Consider the following 17,455-nt stretch of genomic DNA (forward strand, 5'->3'; position numbering starts at 1 on the left):
GGGAGCGGAGTGCCGAACGGTGGGTCCGGGGTGGGCATGGCCAAGCGGAGACGTGAGGTGTGGAGACGGCCCGGCGAGCTGTGTCATGGGGCTGGTCGGTTCAGGAGCGTTGTCGGGTGACTCGCTCCGAGGGAGAACAGCCGGCGCGGGGCGCCAGGCATGGTCATGGTGGCAGTGGGGCGCCTCGGGAGTTGAGGTGAGCCAGGCGTCCGTCGATGCCCCGCCAATGGCGAGCTCGAGGCTGGTCGCAGCCACCGGGTTGCCCGGGTGGTCAACCTCCTCTGCATGGGCCTTGGCCAGGGGGGCGGCCAGCAGCAGCGCCAACACGAACAAGGCAGCCAGCCAGAGGGGGATTCCTCTCCGGCCGTGACCTGCACACTGCTCAGGCGCCTGTGGTTGCATGACGGGGGCTCGCTTCTCGGTACCGCGTTGACCTTACCCTAGTCCAACGGCGTGCCCTGTCCATTGATTCACATCAAAGGAACTCCGTTGGTAAACCTGCGTGCAGGGCTCAGGTTGCGGCTCTCTTCGTGGCCGTGAAATACTCGCGCTTCCATTGCCTGACAAGGCCGTTTCACCCCATGCGTCCACTCTCCTGTCACTGGCTGCTCAGCCTGCTGATGATCCTGGTACTGGCCATCGCGCCGCCCGCAGCCGCGGGTGGGCAACATGGTGATGCTGCCTGCCTGGAGAGTCATGTCATGGAGGGCTCGGCCATGCAGGCCCCGTCAGCCTGGGACCTCTCGGCAACCGCCGATCCGCATGAGCCGGAAGCCTCCATGGCCTCCCCCTGTTGCATGCCCTGTGCCCAGTGCGAAGCCTCGATGGATCTGCTGGCCGATCTCTCGATGGCGTCTGCCTCGCCCCTGGTCGGTCCTGGCCTGGGCCATCCGGTGGGGCCTCCCGCTTCCTTCGAGCGGCCTCCTCGCGCCTGAACCTCTCTCCCTGATGGCGCCGCGGGCAACTCCCCGCGGTGAGAGTGTTCATGTCACGAGGACTACCTGATGAATCGTCGCGAATTTCTGCGCTACTCGGCCCTGGGTGGCCTGGTGCTGTCTGCGGCCAGCCCCATGGCCCTCGCCGCCAGCCGCCAGCAACTCCACGGCATGGCACCTGCCATGCTGCCCGAAGGCGGCCAACCGCTGCGGCCGCTGCCGCGTATCAACAACCTGAGCGAGACGGCCGGCCGCTTTCACAGCGCGCTGACGCCGGGCCCCCATTCGGTGCCGCTCGGCGATGATCTCGAGGCCAGGCTCTGGCTCTACAACGGCAAGGTGGCGCCGCTGATCGAGGTGCGCGAAGGGGATGAGCTGGACATCACCCTCATCAACGAACTGGAGCAGCAGACCACGGTGCACTGGCATGGCGTGCCCGTTCCCCAGGCCCAGGATGGTGTCCCCTGGGACGCCGTGGCACCGGGCGAGTCGCGCCGCTATCACTACACCTTCCCCGAGGGCAGCGCCGGCCTGCACTGGTTCCATCCCCACCCTCACGGCGTGCTGGCCACACAGATCGCCCATGGCCTGGCGGGGGCCCTGCTGGTGCGCCCGACCCGGGATCTGCTGCCCGTGGAGGTGGAGGAGCACCTGCTGGTGGTCAGCGACCTGCGCCTGACGGCCAACGGCTCGGTGGCGCCGCATACCGCCGAGGATTGGATGAACGGCCGCGAGGGGGAGCTGCTGCTGGTCAATGGGCAGCGTGAACCGCGCCTGGACGTGGCACCGGGTACCACCCTGCGCCTGCGGCTGATCAATGCCTGCGCCGGCCGCTACCTGCGCCTGCGCCTGGACGAGCACCAGCTGACCCTGATCGGCACCGACGGTGGGCTGATCGAGCGGCCGCACCCCCTCGAGGAGCTGCTGCTCACCCCGGGTGAGCGTGCCGACCTGCTGGTGCGGGTGAGCGAACAGGCCGAGGGACGCTTCCAGCTGGCCAGTCATCCCTACGAGCGTGGCTGGATGGGGACGCGGCCGTCCCACCTGGACCAGGTCGCCCCGCTGCTGGCCATCCACACCCTCGACTCGGGCGTACACCCCGCCGTCGCGCTGCCCGAACGGCTGGGTCGTGTCGAGCCCCTGGGCGAGCCGGGGGTGCAGCGTCGGGTGGAACTGACCGAGGTGATGCCCGGCCACGGCCACCACGACGAGGGCCATGGCCACGCAGGCAACATGCCGGAAGCCGGCCATGCTGCCCACGGCAGCGACTCGATGCCCCATGCTGGCGGTGGCCACGGCGCCGCTCACGGGGTAGACCACGGCGCCGCCCAGGCGGGCCAGGGAGCGCGCCACGGCATGTCCGAGACGGCCGGCCGGCCGGCGGTAGACTTCCTGATCAACGGTCGTGCCTTCGGCATGGGCGAAGTGCTGTTCGAGGGGCAGGCCGGCGAGGTGGAGGAGTGGGAGGTCTTCAACAACTCCCACATGGACCACCCCTTCCACGTGCATGGCACCCACTTCCAGGTGATCGCCACCCGCGCTGCCGACGGCGAGTGGCGCGAGGCGCCCTGGCTGGCCTGGAAGGACACCGTCAACCTGGCGCCCTACCAGCGCCTCAAGCTGCGTCTGGTGTTCCGCGAGCCCGGCGACTGGCTGTTCCACTGCCACATCATCGAGCACGAGGAGCTGGGCATGATGGCGACGATACGCGTGAGCTGATCCTGCCCAACCCGCCCGGCAGCTGCATCGCCCCCGGCTGGGTGACCATGGGCATGCTGCTGACCCTGCCGATGATTGCCGCCGGCGTGGTGCTGATCGTCTGGTCGCGTCGTCAAACCGTCGACAACATGCTGTCGGCGTAAGGCGGTAGGGCCCACGGTGACAAATCTCAACACTCTTGCGGCTCATGACCGAAGTGAGCCCCATTACACTACGCACACGATAATGATTCCGAGGCCATGCGGCCGAGGCTACCTTGACGAGGTGAATCGATGGCATTAGCGAGACGAAGGCCAGAGGGGGCGGGGAAGCCCTCGACGTGGTTATCCGTGACCCTGGGGGGGCTTCTCGCCGGCACGCTGGCATTTTCCGGCGCCGCCCTGGCGGAAGAGCCCGACTGGCCCCGCGGCCACCATCCGCTGCCCGAGGAGGGCAACGTGATCGGCGAGGCCTACACCGTGACGGTGGAGGACCACGAGGACACCCTGATCGACATCGCCCGGCGGCACAACGTCGGCTACGAGGAGATCGTGCGCGCCAACCCGGAGGTGAGCATCTGGATCCCGGGCGAGGGCACCGAGGTGACGATTCCCGGGCGCTTCATCCTGCCCGATGCCGAGCCTACCGGGATCGTCATCAACATCGCCGAGCTGCGTCTCTACTACTACCCGGAGGTGGGCGAGGGCGAGACGCCGCGGGTCGAGACCTACCCCATCGGCATCGGCCGCGAGGGCTACGACACCCCGCTGGGGATCACCAAGACCACCATGCGCCTGGAGAACCCGGCCTGGTATCCGCCGCGCTCGATGCGCGAGGAGGCCGCCGAGCGCGGTGACCCGCCCCCCGAGGTGGTGCCGCCGGGGCCCGACAACCCCCTGGGCGAGCATGCCATCCTGCTCGACATCCCCGGCTACCTGATCCACGGCACCAACGACCCCGACGGCATCGGCATGCGCGCCAGCCGTGGCTGCATCCGCATGTTCCCGGAGGATGTGGAGTCGGTGTTCCACAACGTGCCGGTGGGCACCCAGGTCAACATCATCGACCAGCCCATCAAGGTGGGCTGGCAGGACGGCCAGCCGCTGGTGCAGGTCTACCAGCCCCTGGAGGAGCAGGAGCACGGCATGTCGGCGCTGATCGAGACCATCGCCCGTCTCAACGAGGGCAATGCCAACGGCCAGGCCTTCGACTACGAGCAGCTGCGCCGGCTGCTCGACGAGCCCAGCGGCCAGGTGGTGGCACTCGAGGCCCCGCCCGAGGCGGAACCCGACGAGGCGCCGGCCCTCAACGGGATCTTCGAGGAGCTGGCGCTGCGCGAGCAGTGAGGCGAATCGCGACGACAGAGCGGGCGCCCTCGGGCGCCCGTTGTCGTCAGTGGGCGTGGTTGCCGCTTTCGCCGGCAGCCAGTGCGTGGCGGACGTAGAGCACCACCGCCCAGATCTCCTCCTCGCCGAGCCTTCCGGCAAACTGGGGCATGGCGCTCTGCGGGTTGCCCGCACTGACCAGCCAGGCATACTCACCGGCCGCATGGCCCGCGCCGTGCACGGTGAGATCCGTCGGCGCCGGCACGAAGCCGGCGACGCCGGCGGCGACCCCGTTCCCGCGACCCCTCTCGCCATGACAGGCGGCACAGAAGCGCTGATACACCTCCTGACCGAATGCCAGGTTATCGTCGCTGGGCCACAGGGGGCTCTCCCGTTCCAGCCATTCGTCAGGGATCGAGCGTTTCTGGCCGTTGTGGGCATGAGCCGGGGCATCGCCATGCCCTGCTCCATTGCGATCGTGCGTTGCGGTGCCGGCAGGGGGTGGTGCCTGGGAGGGGGCATGGCCATCGGGGTGGCTGGCCGCTGCATGGGGGGGCTCGTCGGCATGCCCGGGAGCCGGCTGGTCGTGTTCGTGGCTGGCCGCTGCATGGGGATGCTCGTCGGCCTGTCCGGGGGCCGGGTGGGCATGGTCGTGGCTGGCCGCGGCGTGACCGTGGGCGTCGCCGGGGCCGGAAAAGGCCTGGGGGGCCACCAGGGCAAGTGACAGGCCGGCCAGGGCTGTGGCCAGGACCCGGAAAGAGCGGTGAGATGACATGGGAGTCTCCTGAAATCCGTGATTGACGAGCCGTCATGGCGGCTCGGGGCAGGCATCGGGTTTCAGGAGGCTCTGGGAGGGCGCTCGAGGCGGTGGCTGGGCGCCTGCAGCCCCGAAGCAGGGGGGCACGGCAGGCTGCCTGCCTGCCAGGCGGTGGCCGCCAGGACGTGGCAACCCGCGATGATGCTCAGGCAGTGGCCGGTGGCCAGGCACTCGGGGCCATGTTCGCCGTCCGGGCAGGCATCGGGCGGAGCGAGGTCAAGGTGGGCATGAACCTCGTGGGCATGGCCACCCGTCGCTCCCGTCCCGGCCAGCACCAGGTCGCTCGCCGTGAAGGCAAGCAGAAGGCAGAGGCCGAGCAGCAGGGCGAGACGTCGCAAGGGGGCACCGTAAGCCATGTCAATGCCGGCATCATCACGCTGGCGGAGCCCGGCGGCAAGGTGTCGGATGTGCCGGAAGGGGGTCAATCGCGGTCGACTTGACCCCGGTCAGGCAGGGCGTCCACCAGCCCCAGCGCCACGCAGAGTCGCACCAGCTCGGCGAGGCTCGTCGCCCCCAGCGCCTTCATGGCGCGCAGCCGGTAGACCTCCACCGTCTTGGCACTGATGCCGAGGTGATCGGCGATCTCGCGGCTGGTCATCCCCTCGGCCACGTGCACCAGGATCCGCTGCTCCTTGGGGCGCAGCGCCGCGTAGCGGGCCTGCAGGGCGTCGCGCCGCTCGCGGGCCTGGCGGGCCCGCTGGTGCTCGCGCAGGGCCTGCTGCACGGTGTCGATCAGCTGCTGGTGGTTGAAGGGCTTCTCGATGAAGTCCTGGGCGCCGGCCTTGAGGGCGGCCACTGCCATGGGCACGTCGCCATGCCCGGTCATGAAGATCACCGGCGTCTCGTCGCCACGCTCGATCAGCCGCTGCTGCACCTGCAGGCCGGAGAGGCCCGGCATGCGCACGTCGAGCAGCACGGCGCCGAAAGTGTCGGGGGCGGCGTCGAGGAAGGTCTCACCGTCGGGGAAGGCGCGGGTGGCCAGGCCCACCGAGTCGAGCAGCCAGGCCAGCGACTCCCGCAGCGCCTCGTCGTCGTCCACGATGGCGATGCAGGGGGGCGCGTCATGGGGGCGGTCGATGGGGTTCACCGGGGGCTCCTGGGCGGTCACGGCGTGCGGGTCGCGGCCAGCGGCCCGGGCTCGGCCAGCAGTGTACCGGCAAAGGTGGCGCCGCCGGAACCGGCGGCCGCGGGCTTGAGGACGAGTCGGCCGCCCATGGCCTCCATCAGCGAATGGCTGATGGCCAGCCCCATGCCGAGGCCGTCGGGGCGGCCCGAGTGGAAGGGGGCGAAGATCCGCTCGGCGTCGGCCTCGGCGACGCCGGGGCCGCGGTCGCTCACCGTGAAGGTGACCTCGCGGCGGCCGGTGCGCCGGGCGTGGATGGTGACCCGGTCCGCGCCGGGACACCCGCGGCTCGCCTCCAGGGCGTTGAGCAGCAGGTTGACCAGCACCTGCTCCAGGGCCACGGGGTCGGCCATCACCCGTGGCAGGGCGTCCTGCAACTCGTGCTCCAGCGCCACGCCGGCCTGCTGGTACTGCCACTCGCAGAGCCGGCAGGCGGCATCGACGACCTCGAGCAGCGCCACCGGCCGGGGGCGGGTCTGGCCCTTGCGCACGAAGGTGCGGATATGGCGAAGCCGCTCGGCCAGGCGCTGGATCTGCTCGTTGATGCGAGTCAGGGGCAGCAGGAGGTCGCCGGCGGGGCGGTCGGGGTCGGCCTGCAGCTGCATCAGGGCACCGCTGGCGTAGTTGGCGATGGCGCCCAGCGGCTGGTTCAGCTCGTGGGCGATGTTCGAGGCCAGCTCGCCGGTGGTGGCGAGGCGGTTGGCGTGGGCGATCTGCTCCTGGTGGCGGCGCTCCTGGTCCTCGTTGGCCTTGCGCAGGCCGATGTCGCGGTTGAGCAGCGAGAGGTGGTCCGGCTCGGCCCCGGGGCCGCGGTGGGCGAGCACCACGCTGAGCACCGGGACCGGGCCACGGGGCCCGCGCATCTCCAGTTCGCCGCTCCAGGAGCCGTAGCGGGCCACGGCCGGCAGCACGATCTCGCGCAGTTCGGCCAGGGAGTCCGGGGTGTAGGCCAGCGCGAGGCGGGCCTCGCCGCCCTCCTGCAGCGGACGTGCCAGCAGCCGGCGGGCGGCCTCGTTGGAGGAGAAGATGCGCTCCTCGCCATCGACGAACAGCACGTAGTCGGTGGTCGACTCCACCACCCGAGCCAGGCGCTCGCGGTTGGCCTCGGCGCGGATGCGCCGGCTCACGTCGCGGGAGACGCAGAGGATGTCGATCAGCTCGCCGGTGGCCGGGTCGCGGCGGGTGCGGCTGGTGGTCTCGAACCAGACGTAGTGGCCGTCCCGGGCGCGGAAGCGGTAGGTCTGCTGGTAGAAGCCGTCGTGGTAGTAGACCCGCGGCGACTTGTTGAGCAGGTCGGCCAGGTCCTCCGGGTGGAAGAGGTCATAGGCGGAGACGCCGATCAGCTCCTCGGGCGCATAGCCGAGCAGGTCGCGGGCGGCCTGGGAGGCGTAGAGGAAGGTGCCGTCCCGGGCATGGCGGCTGATCAGGTCGGTGGTGCGCTCGGCCAGCCACCGGTAGTGCGCCTTCTCCTCCTCCAAGGCCGCGTTGGCCTCTGACAGGCGGGCGTTGCGGGCCTCGAGCCGGGCCAGGCGCGCCTCGAGCCGGGCCAGGTGCGGCGCCGCATCGCGTGGGGCGTCGTCCGCCATCAGCGCGCCGGGTCCACCCGGCCGCCCAGCGAGGCGTTGCGCCGGAACCAGCCGGCGATGCTGGCGCGGGGCCGTTGCGTCGGCAGCACCTCGTGGGGGATGGTCTCGGAGAGGAAGCAGGCGAAGTTGCCGGCGCAGGGCCTGACCCGCGCCACCTCGCGCTCGGGATCGTCGGCGGCGAAGATCACCATCTCGCCGCCACCATCGGTGGGCCAGTCGGGATTGAGGTAGCCCACGGTGGAGACCACGCGGTTGGCGCGGCCGCGGAAGCTGTCCAGGTGCCGCCGGTAGAAGGCTCCGGCGGGGTAGTGGGCGAAGTGGGCCTCGTACTCGAACAGCCCGAGGTAGAGCGCCTGGTTGAGCTCGCGCTGCAGCCGGCCCATGGCCTCGAGGTAGCGTCGTTGGGCGAGGCTCTCGCGGTCCAGCCAGTGGATGGCGTCGCCACGGATGTCGCGGCGCAGGGTGTGCTCGGTGCCGCGGCCGATGCCGGCGGCCTCCAGGGCATCGTGCTCGACCAGCGCCGCCAGCTCGCGCTGCAGCTCGGCGCAGAGCTCGGCGTCGAGGACCCCCTCGCCGATGTACCAGCCCTGTTCCACCAGGGCATCGATCAGCTGGGGAAGGGCGCGGTGGGCCAGGGCGGGAGCGTGAGGGTGCGTCAGCGGGGTCATCCGGGGTCAGGTCTCGGGCGTGGCGTGCTGCTGGATGCGCAGCAGGCGTTCGGGAAAGTAGCACAGGGGGCCGCAGCCCGGCTCGCGATGCAGGCTGATCGGGCGCTCGAACCCCTCGACCAGCAGCTCCACCAGCATCATCGCCGACAGGCCCCAGATCACCTGGCCGGCCACATGGTAGTTGGGCACGTAGAAGGGGCGGCCATCCACCGGGATCACGTCGGTATGGTGGCGGCGGTCCTCCAGGAAGTGACGCAGCGGCACCTCGAAGATGGTATCCAGCTCGGTGGGGTCGGGGATCAGCGGCAGGTCGGGCGGGATCAGACCCACATAGGGGGTGACGCGGATGCCGTGCAGCGAGACCACGTCCGACAGCCGGCCGAGCAGCTCGACCCGTTCCGGCGGCAGGGCGATCTCCTCCTCGGATTCCCGCAGGGCGGTGAACAGCAGGTCGGGGTCGTGGGCCTCGCGCTTGCCGCCGGGAAAGGCCACCTGGCCGCTGTGGGTGTTGAGGTGGTCGGCGCGGCGGGTGAACAGCAGGGTCGGCTCGGCCCGGTCGACAATCGGCATCAGCACCGCTGCCTCGGGCATGCGCATCCTCACCCGGCGGGGGCGGTGCGCTTGCAGGCGTTCGCGAAGTTTCTCTAACATGAGGCTTCCATCGGGTTTGATTCCTTCTAACCGGCCGCCATTGCCGGCGTCAAGCCTGGACCGGGCGGCTGCCGTGCCGCTTCTCAGCCTGCCAGGGAGCCCCATGAACTTCTGCAGCCACTGCGGCCATACCGTGCGCTTCGCCATTCCCGAGGGGGACGACCGCCCGCGCTACCTGTGCGACGAGTGCGGCACCATCCACTACCAGAACCCGCGCATCGTCGCCGGTACCCTGCCGGTGAGCGGCTCCCGGGTGCTGCTGTGCCGCCGCGCCATCGCCCCGCGCAAGGGCTACTGGACCCTGCCGGCCGGCTACATGGAGAACGCCGAGACCACCGTGGAGGCTGCCGCCCGTGAGACCCTCGAGGAGGCCTGCGCCGAGGTCGAGATCCACGGGCTCTATACCCTGATCAACCTGCCGCACATCAACCAGGTCTACATGATGTTCCGCGCCGACCTGTCCGGCGGTTTCGACGCCGGGCCGGAGAGCCTCGAGGTGGCGCTGTTCGAGGAGCACGAGATCCCCTGGGACGAGCTCGCCTTTCCCACTATCGAGCGCACCCTGCGCCACTTCTATGCCGACCGTCGCGACCAGCGGTTCCCGCTGCATATCAGCGATATCACCCCCGAGGATCGCGAGCGCTACTTCGGTTCTGCCTGAGGACACGCCATTGGACAAGTTCGAGGTTAGGCTGGATCAGGCGGCGAGGGCCGCCTGGATGTCCTTCGTGGGCGGCATGACCCAGGACGAGATCGCCCACCAACTGGGGGTGTCGCGCCCCGGGGTGCAGCGGCTGCTGGCCCTGGCGCGCCAGGAGGGGCTGGTCAAGGTGCATATCGACCATCCGGTGGCGGCCTGCATGGTGATGTCCAGCGCCATTCGGCAGCGCTTCGGCCTGGACTTCTGCGACGTGGTGCCTGCCGAGCCGGAGGCTGCCGACGGGGCCGCCCACTACCTGGCCGTGGCCGGTGCCGAGCGCGTCAGTCGCCTGGTGGAGCGGAGCAAGCCGCTGACGCTGGCACTGGGCACCGGGCGCTCGGTGCGAGCGACCGTGGAGGCGCTCAGCCGGGTGGAGCGTCCCCAGCATCGCTTCGTCTCTCTGGTGGGCAACGTGGCCCGTGACGGCTCCTCCAACCGCTACGATGGGGTCATGGTGCTGGCCGACAAGACCGGTGGCGAGCGCTTCCTGCTGCCGGCGCCGGTGGTGGCAAGCACGGTGGAGGAGAAGGAGGCCATGCAGCAGCAGCGGCTGTTCCAGTCCGTCGCCGCCGTGGCACGCCAGGCCGAGACCGCCTATATCGGCATCGGCAAGATCGACCGTGAGGCTACCCTGTTCCAGGATCACTTCATCTCCGAGGGAGAGCTGGAGGAACTGCTGGACCTCGAGGCGGTGGGGGAGCTGCTGGGCTGGCCGATGAATGCCCGGGGCGAGGTGATCGACTGCTCGACCAGTCGACGCATCACCAGCCTGCCGCTGGACATGCTGGCCAGCCAGCCGCTGGTGGCGCTGGCCGGCGGCCGGGAAAAGGCGCCCGCCATCCTGGCCGCCCTGCGCGGCGGCTGGCTCAGGGGGCTGGTCACCGACGAGGTGGCGGCACGGTTCATCACCGAGCAGGCGGGGTGAGCCCCTGCCGGCTTGCCTCACCCCTCCGACCAAAGTCTAGTCCTCCCGGCTTTGCTTTTTTTGGGTCTCTGTCCGATCATTTGATTGCACGATGATCAAATTGATCAAATCGCGACAACACATAACAACGCGATACTCAAAGGAGCCCCCCATGAAGCTCACCCGAGCCCTGCCGCTGGCCACCCTGGCAGCCGCCGTTGCCGCCGCCTCCCAGGCCCAGGCCGAGACCATTCGCGTCGCCACCGTCAACAACAACGACATGGTGATCATGCAGAGCCTGACCAGCGAGTTCGAACAGGCGCATCCCGGCATCGAGGTCGACTGGGTCATCCTGGAAGAGAACGTGTTGCGTCAGCGCCTGACCACCGATGTCGCCACCGGCGGTGGGCAGTTCGACGTCATGACCATCGGCACCTACGAGGTGCCCATCTGGGCCGAGCGCGAGTGGCTGGTGCCGCTCACCGACCTGCCCGACGACTATGACGTCGACGACCTGCTGACCTCGGTGCGCGACGGTCTCTCCCATGACGGCACGCTCCATGCGCTGCCCTTCTACGGCGAGAGCTCGATGCTCTTCTACCGCACCGACCTCTTCGAGGAGCACGGCATCGAGATGCCGGAGCAGCCCACCTGGGAAGAGGTCCATGACTGGGCCAGCCGGATCCACGACCCTGACAACGGTGCCTATGGCATCTGCCTGCGTGGCAAGCCGGGCTGGGGCGAGAACATGGCCTTCGTCTCGACCCTGGTGAACACCTTCGGCGGACGCTGGTTCGACGAGGAGTGGCAGCCGCAGATCAACTCGCCCGAGTGGCAGGAGGCGATCGCCTTCTATGTCGATCTGCTCGGCAACTACGGGCCGCCCGGCGCCAGCTCCAACGGCTTCAACGAGAACCAGGCGCTGTTCTCCAGCGGACGCTGCGCGATGTGGGTTGACGCCACCTCGGCGGCGGGGCGCATCTACGATGCCCGCGAGTCCGACGTCGCCGATGTGCTGGGTTTCTCCCAGGCGCCGGTGGCCGTGACCCCCAAGGGCTCCCACTGGCTGTGGTCCTGGGCCCTGGCCATCCCGGCCTCGTCGGAGCGGCAGGAGGCGGCCCGGCAGTTCATCACCTGGGCGACGTCGCGTGACTACATCGAGATGGTCGGCGAGCGTGAGGGCTGGACCAGCGTGCCGCCCGGGACCCGCACCTCCACCTACGAGGACGAGCGCTATATCGAGGCGGCGCCCTTTGCCAGCTTCGTGCTCGAGGCGATGCAGAACGCCGACCCCACCGACTCGACCCTGGAGCCGAGCCCCTATGTGGGCGTGCAGTTCGCCGGCATCCCGGAGTTTCAGGCCATCGGTACCCAGGTGGGACAGATGGTGGCCGCGGCGCTGACCGGCCAGATGCCGGTGCAGCAGGCCCTCGACAACGCCCAGCGTAGCGCCGAGCGGACCATGCGCCAGGCCGGCTACTACGACTGAGCCGAGCGACAGGGCCGGCCGGCGTTGCCGGCTGGCCCCTTCCTCTCCGACATCAAGTGGTAACTCCCATGACGACGCGTGCCTCCGGGCGTACCGTCGGTGGCCTGCGCTCCCTTTCGCTGCAGGCACCGGCCGTCACGCTCCTTCTGATCTGGATGCTGATCCCCCTGGGGATGACCCTGTGGTTCTCCTTCCAGCGCTACAACCTGCTGATGCCGGGCATGGAGCAGTTTGCCGGCCTGGAGAACTACCGCTACCTGCTGACCGACCCGGCCCTCTGGTCGGCGATGGGCACCACCCTGGTGCTGGTGGGCTCGGTGCTGGCGATCTCGGTGATCGGTGGCACCCTGCTGGCGGTGCTCTACCAGCAGGAGTTCTTCGGCCGCGGGATCGCCCGGGTACTGGCGATTTCACCGTTCTTCATCATGCCCACCGTCAGTGCCCTGGTGTGGAAGAACATGATGATGCATCCGGTCAACGGCGTGCTGGCCTGGTTCACCGGCCTGTTCGGCCTGCCGGCCATCGACTGGTTCTCCTCCTACCCGCTGTTGTCGATCATCATCATCGTCGCCTGGCAGTGGCTGCCCTTCGCCCTGTTGATCCTGCTCACCGCCATGCAGTCCCTGGACGATGACCAGGTCGAGGCGGCGCGCATGGATGGGGCGGGCCCCATTGCGGTGTTCTTCTTCATCACGCTGCCGCACCTGAAGCGGGCGATCAGCGTGGTGATCATGATCCAGATGATCTTCCTGCTGACCATCTTCGCCGAGATCTTCGTCACCACCTCGGGCGGCCCCGGCCTGGCCACCACCAACCTGGCCTACCTGATCTACATCCGCGCGCTGCTGGAGTTCGATGTCGGGGGCGCCTCCGCCGGTGGTGTCATCGCCATCATCCTGGCCAACATCGTGGCGATCTTCCTGATCCGCATGGTCGCCAGGAACCTGGAAGACTGATGCCGGCACGACACACGCAACGAGGTCACAAGATGTTCAACAAGACACCCACCAGCGGCCCGGCGACGGCCGCGATGCCTCCGGCCCAGCAGGCGCTGGGCGGTCAGGGCATCGGCGCCGCGCTGGCGCGCCACCGGCGCCTCTGGCTGGCGCTGCTGGCCTGGACGATCACCTTCGTCATCTTCTTCCCGATCCTGTGGATGATCCTGACCGGCTTCAAGACCGAGGCCCAGGCCATCGCCACGCCGTCACTCCTCTTCACGCCGACCCTGGAGAGCTATGAGGCGGTGCATGCGCGCGCCGACTACCTCAAGTTCGCCTGGAACAGCGTCTATGTGTCCGTGGGGTCGACCCTGCTGGCGCTGCTGATCGGCATCCCGGCGGCCTACTCCATGGCCTTCCTGCCCACCAAGCGCACCAAGGGCACCCTGCTGTGGATGCTCTCCACCAAGATGCTGCCGCCGGTGGGCGTGCTGGTGCCGATCTACCTGATCTTCCGCGATCTCGGCATGCTGGATACCCGCACCGGGCTGACCGTCGTCTACACCCTGATGAACCTGCCGATCGTCATCTGGATGCTCTACACCTTCTTCAAGGACCTGCCCAGGGACATCCTCGAGGCCGGGCGCATGGACGGCGCCAGCACCCTTCAGGAGGTGGGCTACCTGCTGATTCCGCTGACGCTGCCGGGCATCGCCTCCACCGGCCTGCTGTCGGTGATCCTGAGCTGGAACGAGGCCTTCTGGAGTCTCAACCTGACCTCTTCCCAGGCCGCCCCGCTGACCGCCTATATCGCGTCGTTCTCCAGTCCCGAAGGGCTCTTCTGGGCCAAGCTCTCGGCCGCCTCGACCATGGCCGTCGCGCCCATCCTCATCTTCGGCTGGTTGACCCAGAAGCAGATGGTCCGCGGCCTCACCTTCGGCGCGGTGAAATAAGTTTTCGACGACGCCGAGGGCGGATCTTCGGCTGGTGCTCTCGCCAACGACAGAAGCAGATGGTCCGCGGCCTCACCTTCGGCGCGGTGAAATAAGTTTTCGACGACGCCGAGGGCGGATCTTCGGCTGGTGCTCTCGCCAACGACAGAAACAGAGGGTCCGCGGCCTGACCTTCGGCGCCGTCAAGTCATCAAGGAGCCTTTCCATGGCAACGCTACAACTCAAGCAGGTCACCAAGAGCTTCGGCGATACCGACGTCATCAAGGGCATCGACCTGGAGGTCAACGACAGGGAGTTCGTGGTCTTCGTCGGCCCCTCCGGCTGCGGCAAGTCGACCCTGCTGCGCATCATCGCCGGTCTGGAGAGTGCCACTTCCGGGGACCTGGTCATCGACGGCCAGCGCATCAACGAGGTGGGGCCGGCAGACCGCGGCCTGGCCATGGTCTTCCAGAGCTATGCCCTCTATCCGCACATGACCGTCGAGGACAACATGGGCTTCAGCCTGCGCCTGGCCGGCGTCGGCAAGGAGGCCCGCCGCGAGAAGGTGCGCGAGGCGGCGCGGATCCTGCAGCTCGAGCCGCTGCTTGACCGCAAGCCCAAGGCGCTCTCCGGCGGCCAGCGCCAGCGCGTGGCCATCGGCCGAGCCATCGTGCGCAACCCCAGCATCTTCCTGTTCGACGAGCCTCTCTCCAACCTGGATGCGGCCCTGCGGGTGCAGATGCGCATCGAGCTGGCGCGTCTCCACGAGGAGCTCGACGCCACCATGATCTACGTCACCCACGATCAGATCGAGGCCATGACCATGGCCGACAAGATCGTGGTGCTGCAGGGTGGCGTGGTGGAGCAGGTGGGCTCGCCCATGGAGCTCTACCACCATCCCCGCAACCGCTTCGTGGCCGGCTTCATCGGCTCGCCGAAGATGAACTTCCTGCCGGTCTCGCTGAGTGGCGTGAACGACCATGGGGTCGAGGTGACACTGCCCGGCGGCCGACGCTGCCGGGTGCCGGTGGATGGCGCCGGGCTGGCCAGCGACTCCTCCCTGGAGCTGGGTGTCCGCCCCGAGCACCTGGTGCTCGATGACGACGGCCCCCTTGAGGGCGAGATCCAGGTGATCGAGCGCCTCGGCGGCCAGACCTCCCTCTACCTAAAGATGAGCGACGACCTGATCACCCTGATGGCCGACGGCGACGTGGCCCACCGGGTGCACGACCGCGTGCGCTTCGGCTTCGAGACCCATCGCGGCCACCTGTTCGACGGCCAGGGCCTGGCGCTGCCAAGCCTGGATCGCCACCCCCTGGCCGGCCTGCGCCGCCAGGACAACCGGGCCGCGACCGACGCCGACGGTGCCTGAGGGAGAGCCATGGATACCCTGATCTTCGACTGCGATGGCGTGCTGGTGGACAGCGAGGCGATCGCCGAGGCGACCCTGGTGGCGCTGCTCGGCGAGTGGCTGCCCGACCTCGATGCGGATGCCGCGCTCGGCCAGGCGCTGGGGATGACCACTGCCGATATCCTCGCCCACCTGGAGGGGCTGAGCACTCACCGGCTTCCGCCTCGGGCTGCCGAGCGGGTGGACGAGACCATCGAGGCGCGACTGGCCCTGGAGCTGCGGGCCATGCCCGGGGTGGCCGCGGCCATCGCCGCCATCGACCTGCCCAGGGCGGTGGTTTCCAACAGCCGACGCCAGCGGGTGCTCGCGTCCCTGGGGAGCACGGGACTCGCCACCGTGCTCGGCGAGGTTCCCATCTTCACCGCCGAACAGGTGGAACGGCCCAAGCCGGACCCCGCCCTCTACCGCCTGGCGGCCGCGACGCTTGGCGTGGTCCCGGAGCGCTGCCTGGTGGTGGAGGACAGCGTCTCCGGGGTCACCGCCGCCTATGCCGCCGGCATGCGGGTGATCGGCTTCACCGGTGCCAGCCACGTGCAGCCCGGCCAGGACCGGCGCCTGGTCGCCGCCGGCGCCTGGCGCGTCATCGAACACATGCAGGAGCTGCCGGCCCTGGTGGGCGCGGCGCGGCACTCGGCCTGACCCACTCCATCATCTCAGCAGAGCGAGACACGACTCATGAAACTCGAGAACAAGATCGCCGTCGTCACCGGGGGGGCCCGTGGCATCGGCCTTGCCATCTCCCGCGCCTATGGGGAGGAGGGGGCCTGTGTGGTCATTGCCGATATCGACCAGGGCGCCATCGACGACGCCCTGGGCACCCTGCAGGACGAAGGGCATGCCGCCGAGCGGCTGATGGGCGTGCGCCTGGATGTCTGCGACCGCCAGTCGATCGACGCCATGGTGGCAAGCGTCGGCGAGCGCTTCGGCGGCATCGACATCCTGGTCAACAACGCCGCCGTCTTCGGCATGGAGCCGGTGCTGGAGGTGACCGAGGCGAGCTTCGACCGGCAGTTCGCCGTCAACGTCAAGGGCCTCTTCTTCACCCTCCAGGCCGTCGCCGGGGCGATGGTGTCGCGTGGCCAGGGCGGGGCGATCATCAACATGGCCTCCCAGGCCGGGCGCCGCGGGGAAGCGCTGGTGAGCACCTACTGCGCGACCAAGGCGGCGGTGATCAGCCTGACCCAGTCCTGCGCCCTGGGCCTGATCGAGCACGGCATCCGCGTCAACGGCATCGCGCCCGGGGTGGTGGACACCCCCATGTGGGAGGAGGTGGATGCGCTCTTCGCCCGCTACGAGAAGCGCCCCCTCGGCGAGAAGAAGCGCCTGGTGGGCGAGGCGGTGCCCTACGGGCGCATGGGGCGGCCGGAGGACTACGCCGGGCCGGCGGTCTTCCTGGCGTCCGACGACAGCGACTATGTCGTCGCCCAGACCCTCAACGTCGACGGCGGCAACTGGATGAGCTGATCCCGGCCCGAGATCGCCCCCGTCGGCGATCTCGCCGCCGGGCCGTGCGCCAGCGTATCGACGAGACCCCGGCCGCCAATGCCCTGACCGGCCGAGACGCCGATCCGGTCGCGGCGAGACCCGCGACCGATGCGACAGACGAGGAGTGATGCCATGCCATCCGCGCCCCACGCCGACTCCCTGCCCGAGGTCACCCAGCGGATCCTCGCCCTTGCCGAGGGGCGTCAGCGCCTGCTGGTGGCCCTGGCCGGCCCCCCCGGTGCCGGCAAGTCCCACCGCTCCGAGCAGCTCCATCGGGCTATCGAGGCTCGGCGACCGGGACAGGTCGTGGTGGTGCCCATGGACGGCTACCACTTCGACAATGCCGTGCTCGAGCCCCTGGGGCTGCTCCCCGTCAAGGGGGCACCCGAGACCTTCGACTGTGACGGGCTCAGGCATGACCTGGAGCGTATCCGTCTCACCGATGCCAGCGTGGCGGTGCCGGTGTTCGATCGTCCCCTGGACCTGGCTCGAGCGGGTGGCCGACTGGTGGCCCCCGAGCATCGCATCGTCATCGTCGAGGGCAACTACCTGCTGCTCGACCAGGCGCCCTGGGCCGGGCTGCATGGCCTGTTCGACCTGCGCGTGATGCTCGAGGTCGACGACGCCACCCTGGAGCGGCGCCTGATCGAGCGCTGGATCGACATGGGCCAGGACCCTGTCGGCGCCCGGGAGAAGGCGCGCCACAAGGACATGCTCAACGCGCGACTGGTCAAGTCGCACTCCATTCAGCCCGACGTGGTGTGGCGCTGATGTCCATGCCCCGGGCCCACCA

17 protein-coding genes and 1 pseudogene are annotated in these 17,455 nt (G+C 69.1%); 13 read left to right on the forward strand and 5 right to left on the reverse strand.

Annotated features, from left to right (window positions below):
• The first annotated feature begins 1,004 nt into the window (after positions 1-1,004).
• From NFC98_RS04940 to NFC98_RS04950, 3 genes and pseudogenes are all read left to right on the forward strand, one after another.
• Positions 1,005-2,654, forward strand: coding sequence for a multicopper oxidase family protein (locus NFC98_RS04940; RefSeq protein WP_254277028.1), 1,650 nt, complete (start codon positions 1,005-1,007; stop codon positions 2,652-2,654).
• A 26-nt stretch (positions 2,655-2,680) separates the two neighbouring features.
• Positions 2,681-2,797: pseudogene (locus tag NFC98_RS04945) on the forward strand (prolipoprotein diacylglyceryl transferase); the annotation flags it as partial.
• Between the two features lie 186 nt (positions 2,798-2,983).
• Positions 2,984-3,979, forward strand: coding sequence for a L,D-transpeptidase family protein (locus NFC98_RS04950; protein ID WP_254277029.1), 996 nt, complete (start codon positions 2,984-2,986; stop codon positions 3,977-3,979).
• Positions 3,980-4,025: 46 nt separating this feature from the next.
• Here the strand turns inward: NFC98_RS04950 and NFC98_RS04955 are convergent, their stop codons facing one another.
• Positions 4,026-4,733 (reverse strand): c-type cytochrome, encoded by a 708-nt coding sequence (locus NFC98_RS04955; protein WP_254277030.1) that lies wholly within the window; start codon positions 4,731-4,733, stop codon positions 4,026-4,028.
• Positions 4,734-4,900: 167 nt separating this feature from the next.
• Here NFC98_RS04955 and NFC98_RS04960 point away from each other — a divergent pair, with 167 nt between their 5' ends.
• Positions 4,901-5,215 (forward strand): hypothetical protein, encoded by a 315-nt coding sequence (locus NFC98_RS04960; protein ID WP_254277031.1) that lies wholly within the window; start codon positions 4,901-4,903, stop codon positions 5,213-5,215.
• Here NFC98_RS04960 and NFC98_RS04965 read toward each other — a convergent pair.
• The 4 genes from NFC98_RS04965 to NFC98_RS04980 are packed head-to-tail and all read right to left on the reverse strand — an operon-like array spanning position 5,197 to position 8,803.
• Positions 5,197-5,862, reverse strand: coding sequence for a response regulator transcription factor (locus NFC98_RS04965; RefSeq protein ID WP_254277032.1), 666 nt, complete (start codon positions 5,860-5,862; stop codon positions 5,197-5,199). The genes NFC98_RS04960 and NFC98_RS04965 overlap by 19 nt on opposite strands.
• A 17-nt stretch (positions 5,863-5,879) precedes the next feature.
• A complete protein-coding gene (locus tag NFC98_RS04970) occupies positions 5,880-7,484 on the reverse strand; it encodes a PAS domain S-box protein (protein WP_254277033.1) in 1,605 nt (534 codons plus the stop codon).
• Positions 7,484-8,152, reverse strand: a complete 669-nt coding sequence (locus NFC98_RS04975; protein ID WP_254277034.1) for a 2OG-Fe(II) oxygenase — start codon at positions 8,150-8,152, stop codon at positions 7,484-7,486. The genes NFC98_RS04970 and NFC98_RS04975 overlap by 1 nt, the downstream gene beginning before the upstream one ends.
• 6 nt (positions 8,153-8,158) lie before the next feature.
• Complete coding sequence (locus NFC98_RS04980; protein ID WP_254277035.1) at positions 8,159-8,803, reverse strand: CoA pyrophosphatase; 645 nt, start codon at positions 8,801-8,803, stop codon at positions 8,159-8,161.
• A gap of 103 nt (positions 8,804-8,906) precedes the next feature.
• Between NFC98_RS04980 and NFC98_RS04985 the strand changes: the two genes are divergently transcribed.
• The 9 genes from NFC98_RS04985 (at position 8,907) to NFC98_RS05025 (ending at position 17,433) form a co-directional block, all read left to right on the forward strand.
• Complete coding sequence (locus tag NFC98_RS04985) at positions 8,907-9,464, forward strand: NUDIX hydrolase (RefSeq protein WP_254277036.1); 558 nt, start codon at positions 8,907-8,909, stop codon at positions 9,462-9,464.
• Positions 9,465-9,474: 10 nt separating this feature from the next.
• Positions 9,475-10,428, forward strand: a complete 954-nt coding sequence (locus NFC98_RS04990) for a sugar-binding transcriptional regulator (protein ID WP_254277037.1) — start codon at positions 9,475-9,477, stop codon at positions 10,426-10,428.
• Positions 10,429-10,579: 151 nt separating this feature from the next.
• Positions 10,580-11,896 (forward strand): sugar ABC transporter substrate-binding protein, encoded by a 1,317-nt coding sequence (locus tag NFC98_RS04995; RefSeq protein WP_254277038.1) that lies wholly within the window; start codon positions 10,580-10,582, stop codon positions 11,894-11,896.
• A 68-nt stretch (positions 11,897-11,964) separates the two neighbouring features.
• Entirely contained in the window at positions 11,965-12,852 is an 888-nt protein-coding gene (locus tag NFC98_RS05000; RefSeq protein ID WP_254277039.1) for a carbohydrate ABC transporter permease, read from the forward strand.
• A 74-nt stretch (positions 12,853-12,926) separates the two neighbouring features.
• Positions 12,927-13,787: a carbohydrate ABC transporter permease gene (locus tag NFC98_RS05005; protein ID WP_183330524.1), complete on the forward strand. Its 861-nt coding sequence runs from the start codon at positions 12,927-12,929 to the stop codon at positions 13,785-13,787.
• A 205-nt stretch (positions 13,788-13,992) separates the two neighbouring features.
• Positions 13,993-15,138 (forward strand): ABC transporter ATP-binding protein, encoded by a 1,146-nt coding sequence (locus tag NFC98_RS05010; protein WP_254277040.1) that lies wholly within the window; start codon positions 13,993-13,995, stop codon positions 15,136-15,138.
• Positions 15,139-15,147: 9 nt separating this feature from the next.
• Positions 15,148-15,816 (forward strand): HAD family phosphatase, encoded by a 669-nt coding sequence (locus NFC98_RS05015; protein WP_254277041.1) that lies wholly within the window; start codon positions 15,148-15,150, stop codon positions 15,814-15,816.
• Positions 15,817-15,852: 36 nt separating this feature from the next.
• A complete protein-coding gene (locus tag NFC98_RS05020) occupies positions 15,853-16,641 on the forward strand; it encodes an L-iditol 2-dehydrogenase (RefSeq protein WP_254277042.1) in 789 nt (262 codons plus the stop codon).
• Positions 16,642-16,794: 153 nt separating this feature from the next.
• A complete protein-coding gene (locus tag NFC98_RS05025; RefSeq protein WP_254277043.1) occupies positions 16,795-17,433 on the forward strand; it encodes a nucleoside triphosphate hydrolase in 639 nt (212 codons plus the stop codon).
• The last annotated feature ends 22 nt before the right edge of the window (positions 17,434-17,455 follow it).

Source organism: Halomonas sp. 3H, assembly GCF_024206005.1.
Taxonomy (GTDB): Bacteria; Pseudomonadota; Gammaproteobacteria; order Pseudomonadales; family Halomonadaceae; genus Halomonas; species Halomonas campaniensis.